Origin of the sequence: Caulobacter sp. CCNWLW153 (assembly GCF_036889365.1) — a bacterium.
GTDB classification, from domain to species: Bacteria; Pseudomonadota; Alphaproteobacteria; order Caulobacterales; family Caulobacteraceae; genus Caulobacter; species Caulobacter radicis.
Genome location: NZ_JBAKFV010000018.1, coordinates 59,404 through 75,013 on the forward strand (window position 1 = coordinate 59,404; position 15,610 = coordinate 75,013).

General features: G+C 70.0%; 11 protein-coding genes. 8 read left to right on the forward strand and 3 right to left on the reverse strand.

Going from position 1 to position 15,610, the window contains the following annotated elements:
* Positions 1 to 46: 46 nt before the first annotated feature.
* On the reverse strand, positions 47 to 643 hold the full coding sequence (locus V6S85_RS22930) for a TetR/AcrR family transcriptional regulator (RefSeq protein ID WP_442885729.1): 597 nt from the start codon (positions 641 to 643) through the stop codon (positions 47 to 49).
* Positions 644 to 865: 222 nt separating this feature from the next.
* Between V6S85_RS22930 and V6S85_RS22935 the strand changes: the two genes are divergently transcribed.
* From V6S85_RS22935 to V6S85_RS22965, 7 genes are all read left to right on the forward strand, one after another.
* Positions 866 to 1,537: a Coq4 family protein gene (locus V6S85_RS22935; protein WP_334350380.1), complete on the forward strand. Its 672-nt coding sequence runs from the start codon at positions 866 to 868 to the stop codon at positions 1,535 to 1,537.
* Positions 1,534 to 1,962, forward strand: a complete 429-nt coding sequence (locus tag V6S85_RS22940; protein WP_116564345.1) for a DUF2147 domain-containing protein — start codon at positions 1,534 to 1,536, stop codon at positions 1,960 to 1,962. The genes V6S85_RS22935 and V6S85_RS22940 overlap by 4 nt, the downstream gene beginning before the upstream one ends.
* A 126-nt stretch (positions 1,963 to 2,088) precedes the next feature.
* Positions 2,089 to 4,572: an acyl-CoA dehydrogenase gene (locus V6S85_RS22945; RefSeq protein ID WP_334350381.1), complete on the forward strand. Its 2,484-nt coding sequence runs from the start codon at positions 2,089 to 2,091 to the stop codon at positions 4,570 to 4,572.
* Positions 4,569 to 5,897 carry a 3-oxoacyl-ACP reductase gene (locus V6S85_RS22950; protein WP_334350382.1) on the forward strand — a complete coding sequence of 443 codons (1,329 nt, stop codon included), beginning with the start codon at positions 4,569 to 4,571 and terminating at the stop codon, positions 5,895 to 5,897. Before V6S85_RS22945 ends, V6S85_RS22950 begins: the two co-directional genes overlap by 4 nt.
* Before the next feature lie 2 nt (positions 5,898 to 5,899).
* Positions 5,900 to 6,760, forward strand: a complete 861-nt coding sequence (locus tag V6S85_RS22955; RefSeq protein WP_334350383.1) for a MaoC/PaaZ C-terminal domain-containing protein — start codon at positions 5,900 to 5,902, stop codon at positions 6,758 to 6,760.
* Complete coding sequence (locus tag V6S85_RS22960) at positions 6,754 to 8,040, forward strand: acetyl-CoA C-acetyltransferase (RefSeq protein ID WP_334350384.1); 1,287 nt, start codon at positions 6,754 to 6,756, stop codon at positions 8,038 to 8,040. Before V6S85_RS22955 ends, V6S85_RS22960 begins: the two co-directional genes overlap by 7 nt.
* Positions 8,037 to 9,761: an AMP-binding protein gene (locus tag V6S85_RS22965; protein WP_334350385.1), complete on the forward strand. Its 1,725-nt coding sequence runs from the start codon at positions 8,037 to 8,039 to the stop codon at positions 9,759 to 9,761. The genes V6S85_RS22960 and V6S85_RS22965 overlap by 4 nt, the downstream gene beginning before the upstream one ends.
* Here the strand turns inward: V6S85_RS22965 and V6S85_RS22970 are convergent.
* Both V6S85_RS22970 and V6S85_RS22975 read right to left on the reverse strand, forming a co-directional pair.
* Positions 9,754 to 10,647 carry a bile acid:sodium symporter family protein gene (locus V6S85_RS22970; protein ID WP_334350386.1) on the reverse strand — a complete coding sequence of 298 codons (894 nt, stop codon included), beginning with the start codon at positions 10,645 to 10,647 and terminating at the stop codon, positions 9,754 to 9,756. The two genes, V6S85_RS22965 and V6S85_RS22970, sit on opposite strands and share 8 nt — an antisense overlap.
* Before the next feature lie 3 nt (positions 10,648 to 10,650).
* Positions 10,651 to 12,327: an FAD-binding dehydrogenase gene (locus tag V6S85_RS22975; protein WP_334350387.1), complete on the reverse strand. Its 1,677-nt coding sequence runs from the start codon at positions 12,325 to 12,327 to the stop codon at positions 10,651 to 10,653.
* 272 nt (positions 12,328 to 12,599) lie between these two features.
* On the opposite strand from V6S85_RS22975, the gene V6S85_RS22980 reads away from it, so the two are divergent.
* On the forward strand, positions 12,600 to 15,563 hold the full coding sequence (locus tag V6S85_RS22980; RefSeq protein WP_116564330.1) for a TonB-dependent receptor: 2,964 nt from the start codon (positions 12,600 to 12,602) through the stop codon (positions 15,561 to 15,563).
* The last annotated feature ends 47 nt before the right edge of the window (positions 15,564 to 15,610 follow it).

Genomic DNA, 15,610 nt, shown 5'->3' on the forward strand with positions numbered 1-15,610 from the left:
CGTAATGTCGCCGCTGCGCGAACCGTTCGCAAGAGGCCAGGTCGACTTACGTAGCCGAAGCGGCGCCTTGCGGGGCCTTGGGGATGAGGAAGCGAGGCAGAAGGCTGGCCACCACGCGGCGGCCCGCGCCGTCCGGCAGGTTCAGCATGTCGCGCAGCGGCGGGCCGATCAGCGCCTCGCCGAAGGCGCTGAGCGCGATGAACAGCACCGCCGCGCCGTCGCCCTCGCGGGCCTGGGCGTCCTGGGCGCCCATCTTGTCGGCGATGGCCTCGACCAGGTTCTGGACCGCCGCGCGGACGGGCTCGAGGTGCGACAGGTCGCCCGACAAGGTGATCCAGGCGGCCAGGCGGCCCGCGCCACCGGTGTCAAATGCGTCGAAAACGGCGTTGACCAGCTCAAGGGGCGCGCCGTCATCGGTCTTCAGCCGGGCGATGGCTTCGTCCAGGGCCTGGGTCAGGTCGGAGACCATCGAGCCCATCAGCGCCGACTGCAGCCCGGCGGCCGAACCGAAGTGGTGGATCAGGTTGGCGTGGGTCACGCCGATCTCGCCGGCCACGGCCGACAATGTCACGGCATCGGGTCCGCCCTTCAGCAGCAGGGCGCGCGCGGAGGCGATCGCTTCGCGGCGTGCTTCTTCGGGCACGCGGCGTCGACGGCGGGTTGCGCTTTTCTCAATTGACATCGATGTAAATGACATTCATGTAGATAAGGCTTTTTCCTTAGGCTTCAACAAGGGGAACCGCAAGTGCAAGCTGCGCCCATAGCGCCCGTACTGCGCCCAGTTCACGGCCAGAATCGCCAGCCTTCCCATGCGGCGCCTCGCCGCATCCAACCCGTCCGCGCCATGCGCGCTTTCGGGAGGCTGGTGGCCGACAAGGAGGACACCCGGCAGGTGTTCGAGATCATGAACGCCCTGGCGGGCCGTTCGATCGAGTGGGGTTACCAGCGGCTGATGGATACGCCCGAAGGCGGGATCCAGGCCTATGAGCAGGTCGAGCTGTCCGACCGCCTCCAGGACCGGCAATGGCTGGACGGCTTCGCCGACGGGACGGTGGGCGCGGGCTACCGGGCCTTCGTCGACAGCCGCAACCTGTCGGCCTACGGCCTGGCCGAAGAGAGCGCCAAGGTCGCCGACACCGAGATCGAGGCGGCGCACCCGCGCGCCTGGTACGCCCGCCGCATCCGCGACGTGCACGACATCTGGCACGTGCTGACCGGCTACCAGACCGACGCCCTGGGCGAGGCCTGCGTGGTGGCGTTCTCGCTGCCCCAGACCCGCAGCACCGGCTTCGGCCTGATCGCCGCCGGGGCCGCGGTGCAGTTCATGCGGGCGCGCACCGGCCAACCGTGCGGACGCGCGGTGCTTCAGGCCTGGCGCAACGGCGGCAAGGCCGCCTGGCTGCCGGGCGAGGACTACGTGGCCTTGATGGCCGAGCCGCTGGAAGCGGCGCGCGCGCGCCTTCGAATCCGGCGCCCGACGCTCTACGAGCGGGTGCCGCCGGACATGCGCAACGCCTATCTGGGAGGGCCGGGATGAGCCGCCTGTTCGCACCCCTGGCCTTGGCGGCCTGCGCGATCGCCGCGCCGGCCCTGGCCCAGGACGCCGGCCTCGCCGGACGCTGGCGCACCTCGGCCGAAAACGGCGTTGTCGCCATCGAGCGCTGCGGCGAAAGCTTCTGCGGCCGCCTGAAGGACGCAGCCCCGCTGCGCGCCGATCCCGAGCAACGGGACGTGCGCAACCGCAACGCCGAGCTGCGCAGCCGCAAGCTGAAGGACCTGACGGTGCTGGCCAACTTCTCCGGCGGACCGCGTTCCTGGTCCGGCGGGCCGCTCTATGACCCGGAGACGGGACAGGGCGCCTCGACCGGCACGCTGACCCTGCTGGACGACGACACCCTGGCGGTGAAGGGCTGTATCGCCCCGCTGCTGTGCCGCACCCAGACCTGGAAACGCGTGCGCTGAGCACCGCTCAATTTGAGTAACTGGGGCGGCCGCCGGGCCGCCCCCGCGTTCCGCGTATTCGACTTTGACACCAGCCGACTTCTTGGAGCCGACGGGGGCCGCCCCGCCGGTCGGGGGATTGCGACCATGCTGATCTGGATTGGCGCCGCTGCGCTCATCGCCTTCGTGCTGACCTTCGTGCAGGCCAGGGCCGCCCTATGGGCGCTCGCCACGGCCTTATGGATAGGCGCCGGCTTTGCGGCCGGCGTGATCGGCTCGACCGCCACGCTGGTGCTGGCCGCCGTCGCCGCGCCGATCGCCGTGCTGACGACCTTCCGCCCGCTGCGCGCCGCCGTGCTGTCGACCCCGGCCATGAAGGCCTTCGCGAACATCATGCCGCGTATGAGCCCCACCGAGCAGGCCGCCGTCGAGGCCGGCAACGTCTGGTGGGACGCCGAGCTGTTCGCCGGCAAGCCCGACTGGAAACGCCTGCTGGCCACGCCCGCGCCGGCGCTGTCGGCCGAGGAGCAGCGCTTCCTCGACATCGAGGCCGAGCACCTGTGCGACCTGTCCAACGACTGGGAGAGCACCTCGGTCTGGCAGGACCTGCCGCCGGCGGCCTGGGAATACGCCCGCGACAAGGGCTTCCTGGGCATGATCATTCCCAAGCGCTACGGCGGCCTGGGTTTCTCGGCCTACGCCCATAGCCAGGTGGTGCAGAAGCTGTCGACCCGCTGCTCGGCCGCCGCCGTGTCGGTGATGGTGCCCAACTCGCTGGGGCCGGCGGAACTGCTGCTGCACTACGGCACCGACGCCCAGAAGGACCACTACCTGCCGCGCCTGGCGCGGGGCGACGAGATCCCGTGCTTCGCCTTGACCAACCCCTATGCCGGCTCGGACGCGGCCTCGATCACCGACACCGGCGTGGTCTGCCGGGGCCTGTGGAACGGCCGCGAGACGCTGGGTTTCCGGGTCAGCTGGCGTAAGCGCTACATCACCCTGGCGCCGATCGCGACGGTCATCGGCCTGGCCTTCCGCGCCGTCGATCCCGACGGCCTGCTGGGCCAGGGCGCCGAGCCCGGCATCACCTGCGTGCTGCTGCCGCGCGACCATCCGGGCGTCAACATCGGCCGTCGCCACTGGCCGCTGAACGCCGTCTTCCAGAACGGCCCGATCACCGGCGACGACGTCTTCGTGCCGATGGAGATGGTCATCGGCGGCCAGGCCCAGGTGGGCAACGGCTGGCGGATGCTGATGGAGTGCCTGGCGGCCGGGCGGGCGATCTCGCTGCCGTCGTCCAACGTGGGCATGTCCAAGCTGGCCGTCGGCATGGTCGGCGCCTATGTCGCCATCCGCCGGCAGTTCAACATGCCGATCGGCGCCTTCGAGGGCGTGCAGGAGCCGCTGGCCCGCATGGCCGGCCACCTCTACGCCTCCGATGCCTTGCGCCGCCTGGCGGCCGCGGCCCTCGACCAGGGCGAGAAGCCGTCGGTCGTGTCGGCAATCGCCAAGTATCACGTGACCGAGCGCGCCCGCATCGTCGTCAACGACGCCATGGACGTGGTCGGCGGCAAGGGCGTCTGCATGGGGCCGGGCAACTTCCTGGCCCGCGCCTACCAGCAGATCCCGATCGCCATCACGGTCGAGGGCGCCAACATCATGACCCGCACCCTGATCATCTACGGCCAGGGCGCGATCCGCTGCCATCCATACGTGCTGACGTTGATGCGCACGGCGCAGACGCAGAACCTGAAGGACTTCGACGCGGCCCTGTTCGGCTATGTCGGCTTCCTGTTCCGAAATCTCGCCCGGGCGGCGGCGTTCGCCGCGACCGGCGGGCTGCTGATCGGCAAGCCGGCCGGGGCGGCGCCCCAGCTGGGCCGCTACTACCGCGCCGCCACCCGCTTCTCGACCCTGCTGGCCCTGGCCTCGGACCTGTCTATGGCCACCGTCGGCGGCGCGCTCAAGCGCAAGGGGGCGCTGACGGGGCGCCTGGGCGACATGCTCTCGCAACTCCTTATCCTGTCGAGCGCGCTCAAGCGCTTCGAGGACGAGGGCCGTCCGGCGGAAGACCTGCCGCTGGTCCACTGGGCCGCGCAGGACGCCCTGGCCCGCACAGGCGAGGCCTGGCGGAGCCTGCTGGCCAACCATCCCAGCCGCCTCGTCGCCTTCGTGCTTGGCCTGGTTGGCGCCGGCCTTGGCCGGGCCGGTCCGAACGACCGCGTCGCCGCCGACGTGGCCGGCCTGATCCAGCGCCACGGTCCGGCCCGCGATCGCCTGCTGGCCGGTTCGTGGACGCCGCGCATCGAGGTCGATCCGATCGCCGCCACCGCCGTCGCCTTCGACCTCCACCCGCAGGTGGAAGCCGTCGAGCGTCGCCTCAAGCCGGAAATCGCCTCGGGGCGCATCGCCCGCGCGCCGCAGAACCTGACCCTGCTCGACGCCTGGGCCGGCGAGGTCGAGGCCAAGGGCCTGATCTCCCGCGAGGAGCGCGATCTCTTCGCCCGCTTCGCGGTTCTGGCCGACATGGCCATCCAGGTCGACGACTTCCCGCAGGACTTCGGCCTGGCCGAGGGCCTGGCGCGCCGGGGCGGCAAGCGCGCCGCCAAGCGCGAGAAGGTGGCCCAATGACCGACCGCTATCTGGAATTCGCCAACAGCGGCCTGGGCGGCTGGATGGTCGGGGCGCTCGGCCTGCCCAAGCCCGCGCCGCTGCAACGGCGCGCCGAAGCCGGAGCCGTCGCCTTGCAACCGCTGCTGCTGGAATCGGCCGGCGGCGGCCGGATGGGGCCGGTCCTGGAGCGGGTCGCGGCCGTCTCCGGCGCGCCGCTGCGCCGGCGCTGGTCGGCCGACGAGCGCTACGGGGGGCTGGTGTTCGACGCCTCGGACTGCGTGGACGTCGCCTCGGCCAGGGCGCTGTACGGCTTCTTCCACCAGGCGGTGCGCTCGGTGGCCGAGCATGGCCGGATCGTGGTGATCGGCGTTCCGCCCGAGATGACCGCCACCGCCGAGGCCGAGGCGATCCAGCGAGGGCTGGAGGGCTTCGTCCGCTCGCTGGCCAAGGAGGCCCGGCGCGGCATCGGGGTGCAGCTTCTCCATATCGCACCGGGCGACGAGGACGGGGCGGCCAGCACGCTGGACTTCCTGCTGTCGCCGCGCTCGGCCTATGTGTCGGGCCAGGTGGTGCGGGTGGCCGCGCCCGGCGTGGCCGGCGATGCGCGCCTGGGCCATGCTGGCCGGCACGTGCTGGTCACCGGCGCCTCCCGCGGCATCGGCGAGGCGATCGTGCGGCTGTTCGCGGCCGAGGGCGCGCAGGTCACGGCGCTGGACGTGCCCGCCGCGCGCGGGGACCTCGAGAAGCTGGCCGGCGAGCTGGGCGTGCGGCCGCTCGCCCTCGACATCACCGCGCCAGAGGCCGGAAAGGCCCTGGTGACCGCGGCGCGGGCCGCCGGCGGCTTCGACGTCGTGGTGCACAACGCCGGCATCACCCGCGACCGCACCCTGGCGCGGATGGACGCTCGCGAGTGGGACAGCGTCATGGCCGTCAATCTCGGCGCGCCGCTGGCCCTGACCCGCACCCTGCTGGAGGCCGGCGCGATCCGCCGCAATGGCCGGATCGTGGCGGTGTCGTCGCTGAGCGGCGTTGCCGGCAACATGGGCCAGACCAACTACGCCCTGTCCAAGGCCGGCTGGATCGGGGCCGTGCGGCGCCTGGCCCGTGACGGCCTGGGCGATGGGGTGACGATCAACGCCGTGGCCCCGGGCTTCATCGAGACCCGCATGACCGCCGCCATCCCCTTCGCCATCCGCGAGGCCGGGCGGCGGATGAACAGCATGGGGCAGGGCGGCAGCCCGGTCGACGTGGCCGAGACCATCGCGTGGCTGGCCCATCCCGCCAGCGGCGGCGTCAACGGCCAGGTGGTCCGCGTCTGCGGCCAGAGCCTGCTCGGGGCCTGATCATGACCGACATGGCCGAGCCGGTCTCGACCCTGGCCCTCGCGGGCGGGGCCCTGCGGGGCCTGCTGCGCCGGGGCGGGGCGTTTCCCGATGCGACGCTGGAGGCGGGCGGTGTGTGGCTGCGGCGCGAGGCGATCGACGCCTACGCCCAGGCCTGCGGCTTCGGGCCGGACGCCGGAGTCCCGCTGACATTCCCACACATATTGGCCTTTCCGTTGCAGATGCGGCTGATGCTGGCGGCGGATTTTCCCTATCCGGTGATGGGGCTGGTGCACCTGTCCAACCAGATCCGGCAGCACGCGCCGCTCGCGGCTGGCGACCGGCTGGCGATCGCGGTGCGGACGGGGCGCCTGCTGGCCCACGACAAGGGCCAGGCCTTCTCGCTGGAGACGACCGCCCGCCGCGACGGCCAGGTCGTCTGGGAGGGAACCAGCGTCTACCTGCGCCTGGGCAAGGCGGGGCAGGGCGAGCCCGCGCCGCTCGTCGAGGGCGGGGCGGCCGAGACGCCGGTCGAGACCTGGCCGCTGCCGGCGGACCTCGGCCGGCGCTACGCCAGGGTGTCGGGCGACGCCAACCCGATCCACACCTCGGCGCTGGGCGCGAAACTGTTCGGCTTCAAGCGCGCCATCGCCCACGGCATGTGGGTCAAGGCCCGGGCCGTGGCGGCGCTGACCCAGGGACGGCCGGTGCAGGCCGGCGAGGTCGAGGTCGCCTTCCGCGCGCCGGTGTTCCTGCCCGGTGAAATCCAGCTGCTCGCGAGCCCCGAGGGGCCGCAGCGCACTTTCGAGATCAAGGACGCCCAGGGCGCGCGCACTCATCTGCGCGGCCGCCTGGGCCTCAAGACACAGGATCCTTCATGCTGACCCTGCCCGCGCCCCGGCGCGTCGCCATCCTCGGCGGCAGCCGCATTCCCTTCGCGCGCTCCAACACCGCTTATGCCGAAGCCTCCAACCAGGAGATGCTGACCGCCGCCCTGCAGGGCCTGGCCGATCGCTTCAACCTGCACGGCCTGCGGCTGGGCGAGGTGGCGGCCGGCGCGGTGCTCAAGCACTCGCGGGACATCGCCCTGACGCGGGAGGCCCTGCTGTCGACGACGATCGGCCACGACACGCCGACCTACGATGTCGTCCAGGCCTGCGGCACCGGGCTGGAGGCGGCGATCCTGGTGGCCAACAAGATCGCGCTGGGCCAGATCGACGTGGGCGTGGCGGGCGGCGTTGACACCACCTCCGACGCGCCGATCGCGCTGAACGAGGGCTTCCGCAAGGCGCTGCTGGCAGCCAACCGCGAGAAGTCCAACGGCGGCAAGGTCAAGGCGTTGCTGGGCGCGGGCCTGGCCGCGCCGTTCAAGCCCGAGCCGCCGCGCAACGCCGAGCCGCGCACGGGCCTTTCGATGGGCGAAAGCTGCGAGGTGATGGCCAAGCACTGGAATATCCCGCGCGCCGAACAGGACGCCCTGGCCGTGCGCAGCCATCAGCGGATGGCCAAGGCCTATGCCGACGGGCTGTTCGACGACCTCGTCACGCCGTTCCGGGGACTGAAGCGCGACAACAACCTGCGGCCCGACATCGACCCGGCCAAGCTGGCTAAGATGAAGCCGGTGTTCGACCGCGAGCACGGCACGCTGACGGCCGCCAACTCCACGCCCCTGACCGACGGCGCCTCGACGGTGCTGCTGGCCAGCGAAGAGTGGGCCAAGGCGCGGGGGCTGCCGGTGCTCGCCTATCTGCGGGCCGGCGAGACGGCGGCGGTGGACTTCGTCAAGGGCGACGAGGGCCTCCTGATGGCCCCGGCCTACGCCGTGCCGCGCATGCTGGGCAAGCTGGGCCTGTCCTTGCAGGACTTCGACTACTACGAGGTCCACGAGGCCTTCGCCGCCCAGGTGCTGTGCACGCTGAAGGCCTGGGAGGACGACGACTACGCCCGCACGCGCCTGGGCCTCGATCGCGCGCCCGGCGCCATCGATCGTGAGAAGCTGAACGTGCACGGCAGTTCGCTGGCCGCCGGGCATCCGTTCGCGGCGACGGGCGGGCGGATCCTGGCGCACCTGGCGACCATGCTGGACCGCAAGGGGAGCGGCCGGGGCCTGATCTCGATCTGCGCCGCCGGCGGCCAGGGCGTGGTGGCGGTGCTTGAGAAATGACCGACGCTCAGACCCTCGCCGCCGACGCCGACCGCCTGTGGGCCGAGCGCTTCTGGACGCGGAGCTATCGCGCCGACGTGCCGGCAACGATCGACGACGAGCTGGCCCTGTGGCGCTCGGTCGGCGAGCTGTTCGAGGCCGACGCGGGTCGCTACGCCGACCGCACGGGCTTCGTCAGCCTGGGCACGGGCGTCAGCTACGGCCGGGCGCTCAGCGAGGCGAAAGCCTTCGCCGCCTGGCTCCAGTCGGTCGGCGTGCGGCAGGGCGAGCGCGTGGCGCTGATGATGCCCAACTGCCTGCAGTATCCGGTGGCGCTGTTCGGGACGCTGATGGCCGGCGCCGTGGTGGTCAACGTCAACCCGCTCTACACGCCGCGCGAACTGCATCACCAGCTGGACGACAGCGGCGCGGTGGCCATCGTGGCCATGGAGATGTTCGCCCACACGCTGGAGCAGGCCCTTGAGGGCACGGCGATCCGCCATGTGGTCGTCACGGCCATGGGCGACATGATGGGGCCGGCCAAGGGCGCGGCGGTCAACGCCATGATGCGCCATGTCGAGAAGCTGGTCCCGAAATGGCGTCTGCCTGGCGCGCTGCGCTGGCCGGCGATGATGCGAAGGGCGAGGCGGCTGAAGCTGGCGCTGGTGGAGATCCGACCCGGGGACCTGGCCTTCCTGCAATATACCGGGGGCACGACCGGCGTGGCCAAGGCGGCCATGCTGACCCACCGCAACATCATCGCCAACGTGCTGCAGGGCCGGGCCTGGATCATGACCCAGATCCCGCAGGACCAGGCCGTCGGCAACGTGACGATGCTGCCGCTCTATCATGTGTTCTCGCTGACCGCGAACCTCCTGATGTTCGTCGGCGTGGGCGGCCGCAACATCCTGATCGCCAACCCGCGCGACGCCAAGCGGGTGGAGTGGGTGCTGCGCAACGAGCGCTTCACCGGGCTCACCGGCCTCAACACGCTCTTCACCAGCCTGCTGAACAACGAGGCTTTCCGGAACCGGGACTTCTCGGACCTGCGCCTGACCATCGCCGGCGGCATGGCCACCCAGCGCGCCGTGGCCGAGGAATGGCAGGACGTCACCGGCGCGCCAGTGATCGAGGGCTACGGCCTGACCGAGTGCTCGCCCGTGGTCTGCATCGGCTATGTCGACATCGACAATCCCGAGACCATGGGCTTCGACGGGACGGTGGGCCTGCCGGTGCCGTCGACCGAGGTGCGCATGCGCCGCGACGACGGCGCCTGGTGCGGCGTCGACGAGCCGGGCGAGCTTTGCGTGCGCGGTCCGCAGGTGATGAAGGGCTACTGGGGCCATCCCGACGAGACGGCCAAGGTGCTGTCTGCCGACGGCTGGCTGGCCACGGGCGACATCGGCGTCATGCAGGCCGACGGCCGCGTGAAGTTGCTGGATCGCCTGAAGGAGATGATCCTGGTCTCGGGCTTCAATGTCTATCCCAGCGAGGTCGAGGACGTTGTCGCCGCCCACCCGCTGGTCGAGGAGGTCGCCGCGGTGGGCGTGCCCGATCCGGTGCAGGGCGAACGGATCAAGATCGTGGTGGTGCGCCGCTCGGGCGACCTCACCGCCGAGGCCCTGGTCGCCCACTGCCGCGAGCGCCTGACGGCCTACAAGGTGCCGCGCATCGTCGAGTTCCGCGCCGAGCCGCTGCCCAAGACGCCGGTCGGCAAGGTGCTGCGGCGGGAGCTTAGGTAACGGCCCGCGCCGCTTCGCGCGGCGCCGTTCGCGTCAGCACCGCCCCGAACACCGCCGCCAGCGGGAACATCAGCACGCCGTAGACGGCGGCCGGCAGGCTCATCTCCGGCCGCTGGAGCACCGACTGGGTGACGACGATGGCCAGGGCTGCGTTGTGCAGCCCCACCTCGAAGGCGCTGGCGATCGCCTGGTCGCGAGCCACGCTCAGCAGGCGTGGAACCACGAAGCCCACCGTCAGGCTGAGCAGGCAGAAGGCGACGGTCACGCCGGCCAGACCGACGACCTCGTCCTTCAGAGTCGCCAGGTTGGCGGCGACGGCCGCGCCGATCAGCAGGGTCAGGAACGCCACCGACACCACCCGCACTGGCCGGTCCATGGCGTCGGCGAAGCTCGGGCGCAGGCGGCGAACCAGCATGCCCAGCGCCACGGGCCCCAGCACCACCATGAACACCTCAACCGTCTTGGAAAAGCGCAGGCCGACGCTGAGCTCGCCGGGCTGGAACCAGGCGACCGACAGGTTGACGACGATCGGCAGGGTCAGAACGGCCAGGATAGAGTTGATCGCCGTCAGGCTGATGTTCAGCGCCACGTCGCCGCGAAACAGGTGGCTGTAGAGATTGGCCGCCGTGCCCCCCGGCGAAGCCGCCAGCAGCATCAGCCCGACGGCCGTTTCCGGCGGCAGGCGGAACAGCAGGGCGAGGCCGAAACCCATCACGGGCAGCACCAGCAGCTGGCAGGCCAGGGCGATGACGGCGGCGCGCGGCCGGCGACCTACGCGGGCGAAGTCGGCTGGCGTCAGGCTGAGGCCCAGGCCGAACATGATCAGGCCCAGGGCGGCCGGCAGGGCCACCGTGGTCAGCGGCGAGGCGAGGGCGTCGGCGCCCATGGCTCAGACCGCCCCGACAAGGGCGCGGCCGGCGGCCAGGCCCGAGAAGATGCAGCCGCCCAGGAACGTGCCCTCCAGGGCGTTGTAGCCGTGCAGCCCGCCGCCGCCGAAGCCCGAGGCCTCGCCGGCCGCGTAGAGCCCCTCCAGCACCTGGCCGTCGGGCGTCAGCACCCGGCCCGCGAGATCGGTCTGCAGCCCGCCCAGCGACTTGCGGGTCAGGACGTGCAGCTTGACCCCGATCAGCGGTCCGGCGGCCGGATCGAGGATCCGGTGCGGCGTCGCCGTGCGGGCCAGCCGGTCGCCGAGGGACCGGCGGCTGTTGTGGATGCCCATCACCTGCAGGTCCTTGGCGAAGGGGTTGCTCATCTGGGCGTCGCGATCCTCGATCTGGCGGCGGATCAGGGCCGGATCGAGCAGGGGCGCGGCGGTCAGGGCGTTCATCTTGCCGACAAGGTCCTCGAGGTTGGCCGAGACCACGAAGTCGGCGCCGTTGCGCTTGAAGGCGTCGACCTCCGGCGGCGCGCCCTTGCCCAGGCGCGACTTCAGCAGCGAAAGGCGGCGGCGGTTGGTGATGTCGCCGTTCTGCTCCGAGCCGGAGAGGGCGAACTCCTTCTCCAGGATCTTCTGGCTGACGATGAACCAGGAGTGGTCGTGCTCGACCAGGTCCGGCGTCGTGCGCAGGTAGCGCAGCGTGGCGATGGTGTCGTAGCCGGGCAGGGCGGGGAAGGGCAGGCGCCGTCCCAGGGCGTCGAACCACATCGACGAAGGGCCCGGCAGGATCCGGATCGCATGCTTTGGCCAGATCGGGTTCCAGTTCTGGACGCCCTCGACGTAATGCCACATGCGGTCGCGGTTCACGAGGCGCGCGCCGGCGTCGGCGGCGATGTCGAGCATGCGGCCGTCCACATAGGCCGGCACGCCGGTGATCATGCTCCTGGGCGGCGCGCCCAGGCGCTCGGGCCAGTAGCGGCGGACCAGGTCGTGGTTTCCGCCGATGCCGCCGGTGGCTAGGACGACCGCGCCGGCCTTCAGGGTGAAGTCGCCAACGACCTTGCGGCTGGACGGCGCTCCGCGCGGCGCGTCGTCCGCCGCCAGCACGCTGCCCGAGACGCCGGTCACCCGGCCGCCTTCCACGACCAGGGCGTCGACGCGATGACGGTGATGGAAGGTCAGCAGCCCCCGGCCGGCGGCCTGGCGCGCGCGATCGGCGAACGGTTCGGAGACCCCGGTGCCGGTGCCCCAGGCGACGTGGAAGCGGGGAACGGAGTTGCCGTGGCCCAGGGCCTGGCCGGCGCCGCGCTCGGCCCAGCCGACCATGGGGGTCAGCGTGATCCCGTGCTGTCGCAGCCAGTCACGCTTGCCGCCGGCGGCGAACTCGACATAGGCGCGACCCCAGCGGATCGCCCATTCGTCTTCAGGGAGAGAGCCGTCCAGCCGGTCCCAGTCGGCGCTGCCGAGCCAGTCGCGCCAGGCCAGGTCGAGGCTGTCGCGGATGCCCAGGCGTCGCTGTTCGGGCGAGTTCACCAGGAACAGGCCGCCGAACGACCAGAACGCCTGGCCCCCCAGGTTGGCGGCGTTCTCCTGGTCGAGCAGCGCCACCCGCTTGCCCGCCCGAGTGAGTTCGTTGGCGGCCACCAGACCGGCCAGCCCGCCCCCGACGACGATGACGTCAGCGTCCATTCCTTGCCCTCCCGTGATGCGCGGACATTGGTCGTTTTTACAGCAATGTAAATATTAATTCGACGTCACGGAGAGCCCCTAGGTAGCCGTGCGGAGCTTACGTCAGGGAACTGAACATCGGTGTAAGTAATGTATTGACATGCGAGTGAATAGGTAGATCGTACAACCCAACCGTCGGCCGAGCCGCCAATGCCGTCGGAGATTGATTTGGGGCGGGGGAAACGTTCATCGGCCTGGACGGAGAGCTGGGTCGAGGTAGGGGAGGATAGGGCATGGCTTCATCAGCCCGCGCTCGCGCGCGTCTGGCTGTCACTGCGTCGATTTTCGCGCTCGCCGCCGGGGCGGGCCAGGCCTTCGCGCAGGAAGTGACGCAAGTCGAGGACATCATCGTCACGGCCCAGAAGCGTTCGGAATCGATCCAGGACGTGCCGATCGCCGTGTCGGCGCTGTCGTCGGAGAGCCTGAACGAGCTGAAGATCGAGGGCGGTTCGGAACTGATGCGGGCCGTGCCCAACGTGTCGTTCTCGAAGGCCAACTTCAGCATGTACAACTTCTCGATCCGCGGGGTCGGGACCAAGGCGATCTCGGCCAGCAGCGACCCCGCCGTGGCCGTCAGCTTCAACTCCACGCCGCTGATCCGCAACCGCCTGTTCGAGCAGGAGTACCTGGACGTGCAGCGCGTGGAAGTGCTGCGCGGGCCGCAGGGCACGCTCTATGGCCGCAACGCCACCGGCGGCGTCGTCAACATGATCCCGAACCTGCCGGGCCGGGATTTCGAGGGCTTCATCAAGGGCGAGGTCGGCAACTACGACACCCGCCGCATGCAGGCGGTGATCAACGTGCCGGTGGGCGAGACCTTCGCCCTGCGCCTGGCCGGCTCGGCCACCCAGCGCGACGGCTTCGACTACAACAGCTTCAACGACACCAAGGTCAACAACCGCGACCTTTGGTCGACCCGCCTGTCGGCGGCCTGGGAGCCGACCAGCCGCTTCCGCACCAACCTCATCTGGGAGCATTTCGAGGAGGACGACCAGCGCTCGCGCACCGGCAAGCAGCTGTGCACCAACGATCCGGGCCCCACCCAGGTCGGCAGCGTAGCCATCACCTCGCAACTGGTCCGCAACCGCCTGAGCCAGGGCTGCCTGCCCGGATCGCTCTATGACGACGCCGCCTACGGCGTGCCCAACGGCGGGGCCTTCGCCCACGTCTTCCTGGCTTCGCTGTCCTATGGCCGCAACGCCGCCGGCCAGACCGTCAACGCCGTGCCGCTGGGCACTGATCCCTATGCCGGCCTGACCCAGTCGCGCGATCTGCGCGAGATCGCCACCAGCTACGATCCCATCTTCCGGGTGAAGAACGACGTCTTCCAGTTCAACATGGAATTCGACCTGAGCGACAACCTGAAGCTCATCTCGCAGACGGCCTACGCCAAGGACGACTACTATTCGTCGCAGGACTACAACCGTTTCGTCTCGAACCCGATCTTCAGCAACTCGGACGGCCTGTTCAACACGCTGAACCAGCCGATCATCAATCCGAACACGCCGACGCCGGGCGGCTACTACACCGACCCGCAACTGGGGCGGTCCAACCGGATGGTCTCGGCCGACCTGTCGCGCTCCGACAACCGCCAGTGGACGCAGGAGCTTCGCCTGCAGTCGAGCTATGAAGGCAGGTTCAACTTCAGCCTCGGCGCCAACTACATCGACTTCAAGTCGAACGACGACTACTTCGTCTTCAACAACCTGTTCACGTTCCTGGCCGAGTATTACTACAACGACCTGGTCGTGCCCGGTGTGACGAACATGGGGCGGCGCACGCAGCTCTGCACGCCCCAGACCACCAAGGAATGCATCTACGTCGACCCGACGCCGCTGGACCAGCTGGCGGGCGACGGCCACAACTACTTCCGCAGCAAGAACCAGATCCACACTCGCTCGTGGGGCGTGTTCGGCGAGGCCTATTACGACCTGTCGCCCACCTGGCGGGTGACCGCGGGCCTGCGCTATACCGACGACCGCAAGGTCAGCACGCCCTATCCGAGCCAGCTGCTGCTGGGCGCCGACCGCGGCAACCCGGGTCCGTCGTCGGGCGGCTATGTCAGCCGCGGCTATCCGGCCCTGCCGGACATCGACCAGCAGTGGGACGCCCTGACCGGTCGCCTGGTGGTCGACTGGAAGCCGACCGTCAGCTTCACCGACGAGACCATGGTCTACGCCTCGTACTCGCGCGGCTACAAGGGCGGCGGCGCCAACCCGCCGCGGGTCGATATCAACCCGGCGGTCCTTCAGTACCAGCCGCTGGCCGAGACCTTCGCGCCTGAATACGTCAACGCCTTCGAGATCGGGGCCAAGAACACCCTGGCGGGCGGCAAGCTGCGCCTGAACGCCACGGCGTTCTACTACGACTATACCGACTACCAGGTCTCGCAGATCGTCGACCGGATCTCGCTGAACGAGAACTTCGACTCCCGCACCTGGGGCCTGGAATTCGAGGCGGTGTTCAAGCCGACCCGCGAGTTCCGCCTCGACGCCAATCTGGGCTACCTCAACACCAAGATCGGCAAGGGTGAGAAGTCCATCGACGTGATGGACCGCACCCAGGGCAATGACGAGTGGACCGTCCTGAGGCCGTGGCTGCAGGTGCCGTCGAACTGCATCGCCCCGACCAGGCACGTGCAGAGAATTCTCTCCGCCAACAAGCCTCAGGAACAGACGATGCTGGGCTTGCAGGCCTTGTGCGGCGGTTCGCTGCGCACGGGCTCCTTCAACCCGCAGTTCCCCTCGCAGCTGCCGCTCTATCTGCCCAATTTCTTTGGCTTCACCTACAATCCGCTGACCGAGGCGCCCAACGGTGGCCGCGGCTTCGAGGCCGACCTGAGTGGCAACGAGCTGCCCAACGCGCCCAACTGGACCGCCAATGTCGGCGCCCAATACACCTTCCATCGCGACGACTGGGCGCTGACCCTGCGCGGCGACTACTACTACCAGGGCTCAAGCTACGCCCGGGTCTACAACACCACCTACGACCGCCTGAAGTCGTGGGACAACGTCAACATCTCGGCGACGCTGGAGCGTCCGGCTGACGGCCTCGTCATCCAGGCCTACGTCAAGAACCTGTTCGACAAGACGCCGATCACCGACGCCTTCACGAACAGCGACGACACGGGCCTGACCACCAACGTCTTCACGCTGGATCCGCGCCTCGTCGCGGTCAGTGTCTCCAAGCGCTTCTAGCGCGCGATCTCGGTGACTCGCCGCCTCGGGAAACCGGGGCGGCGACC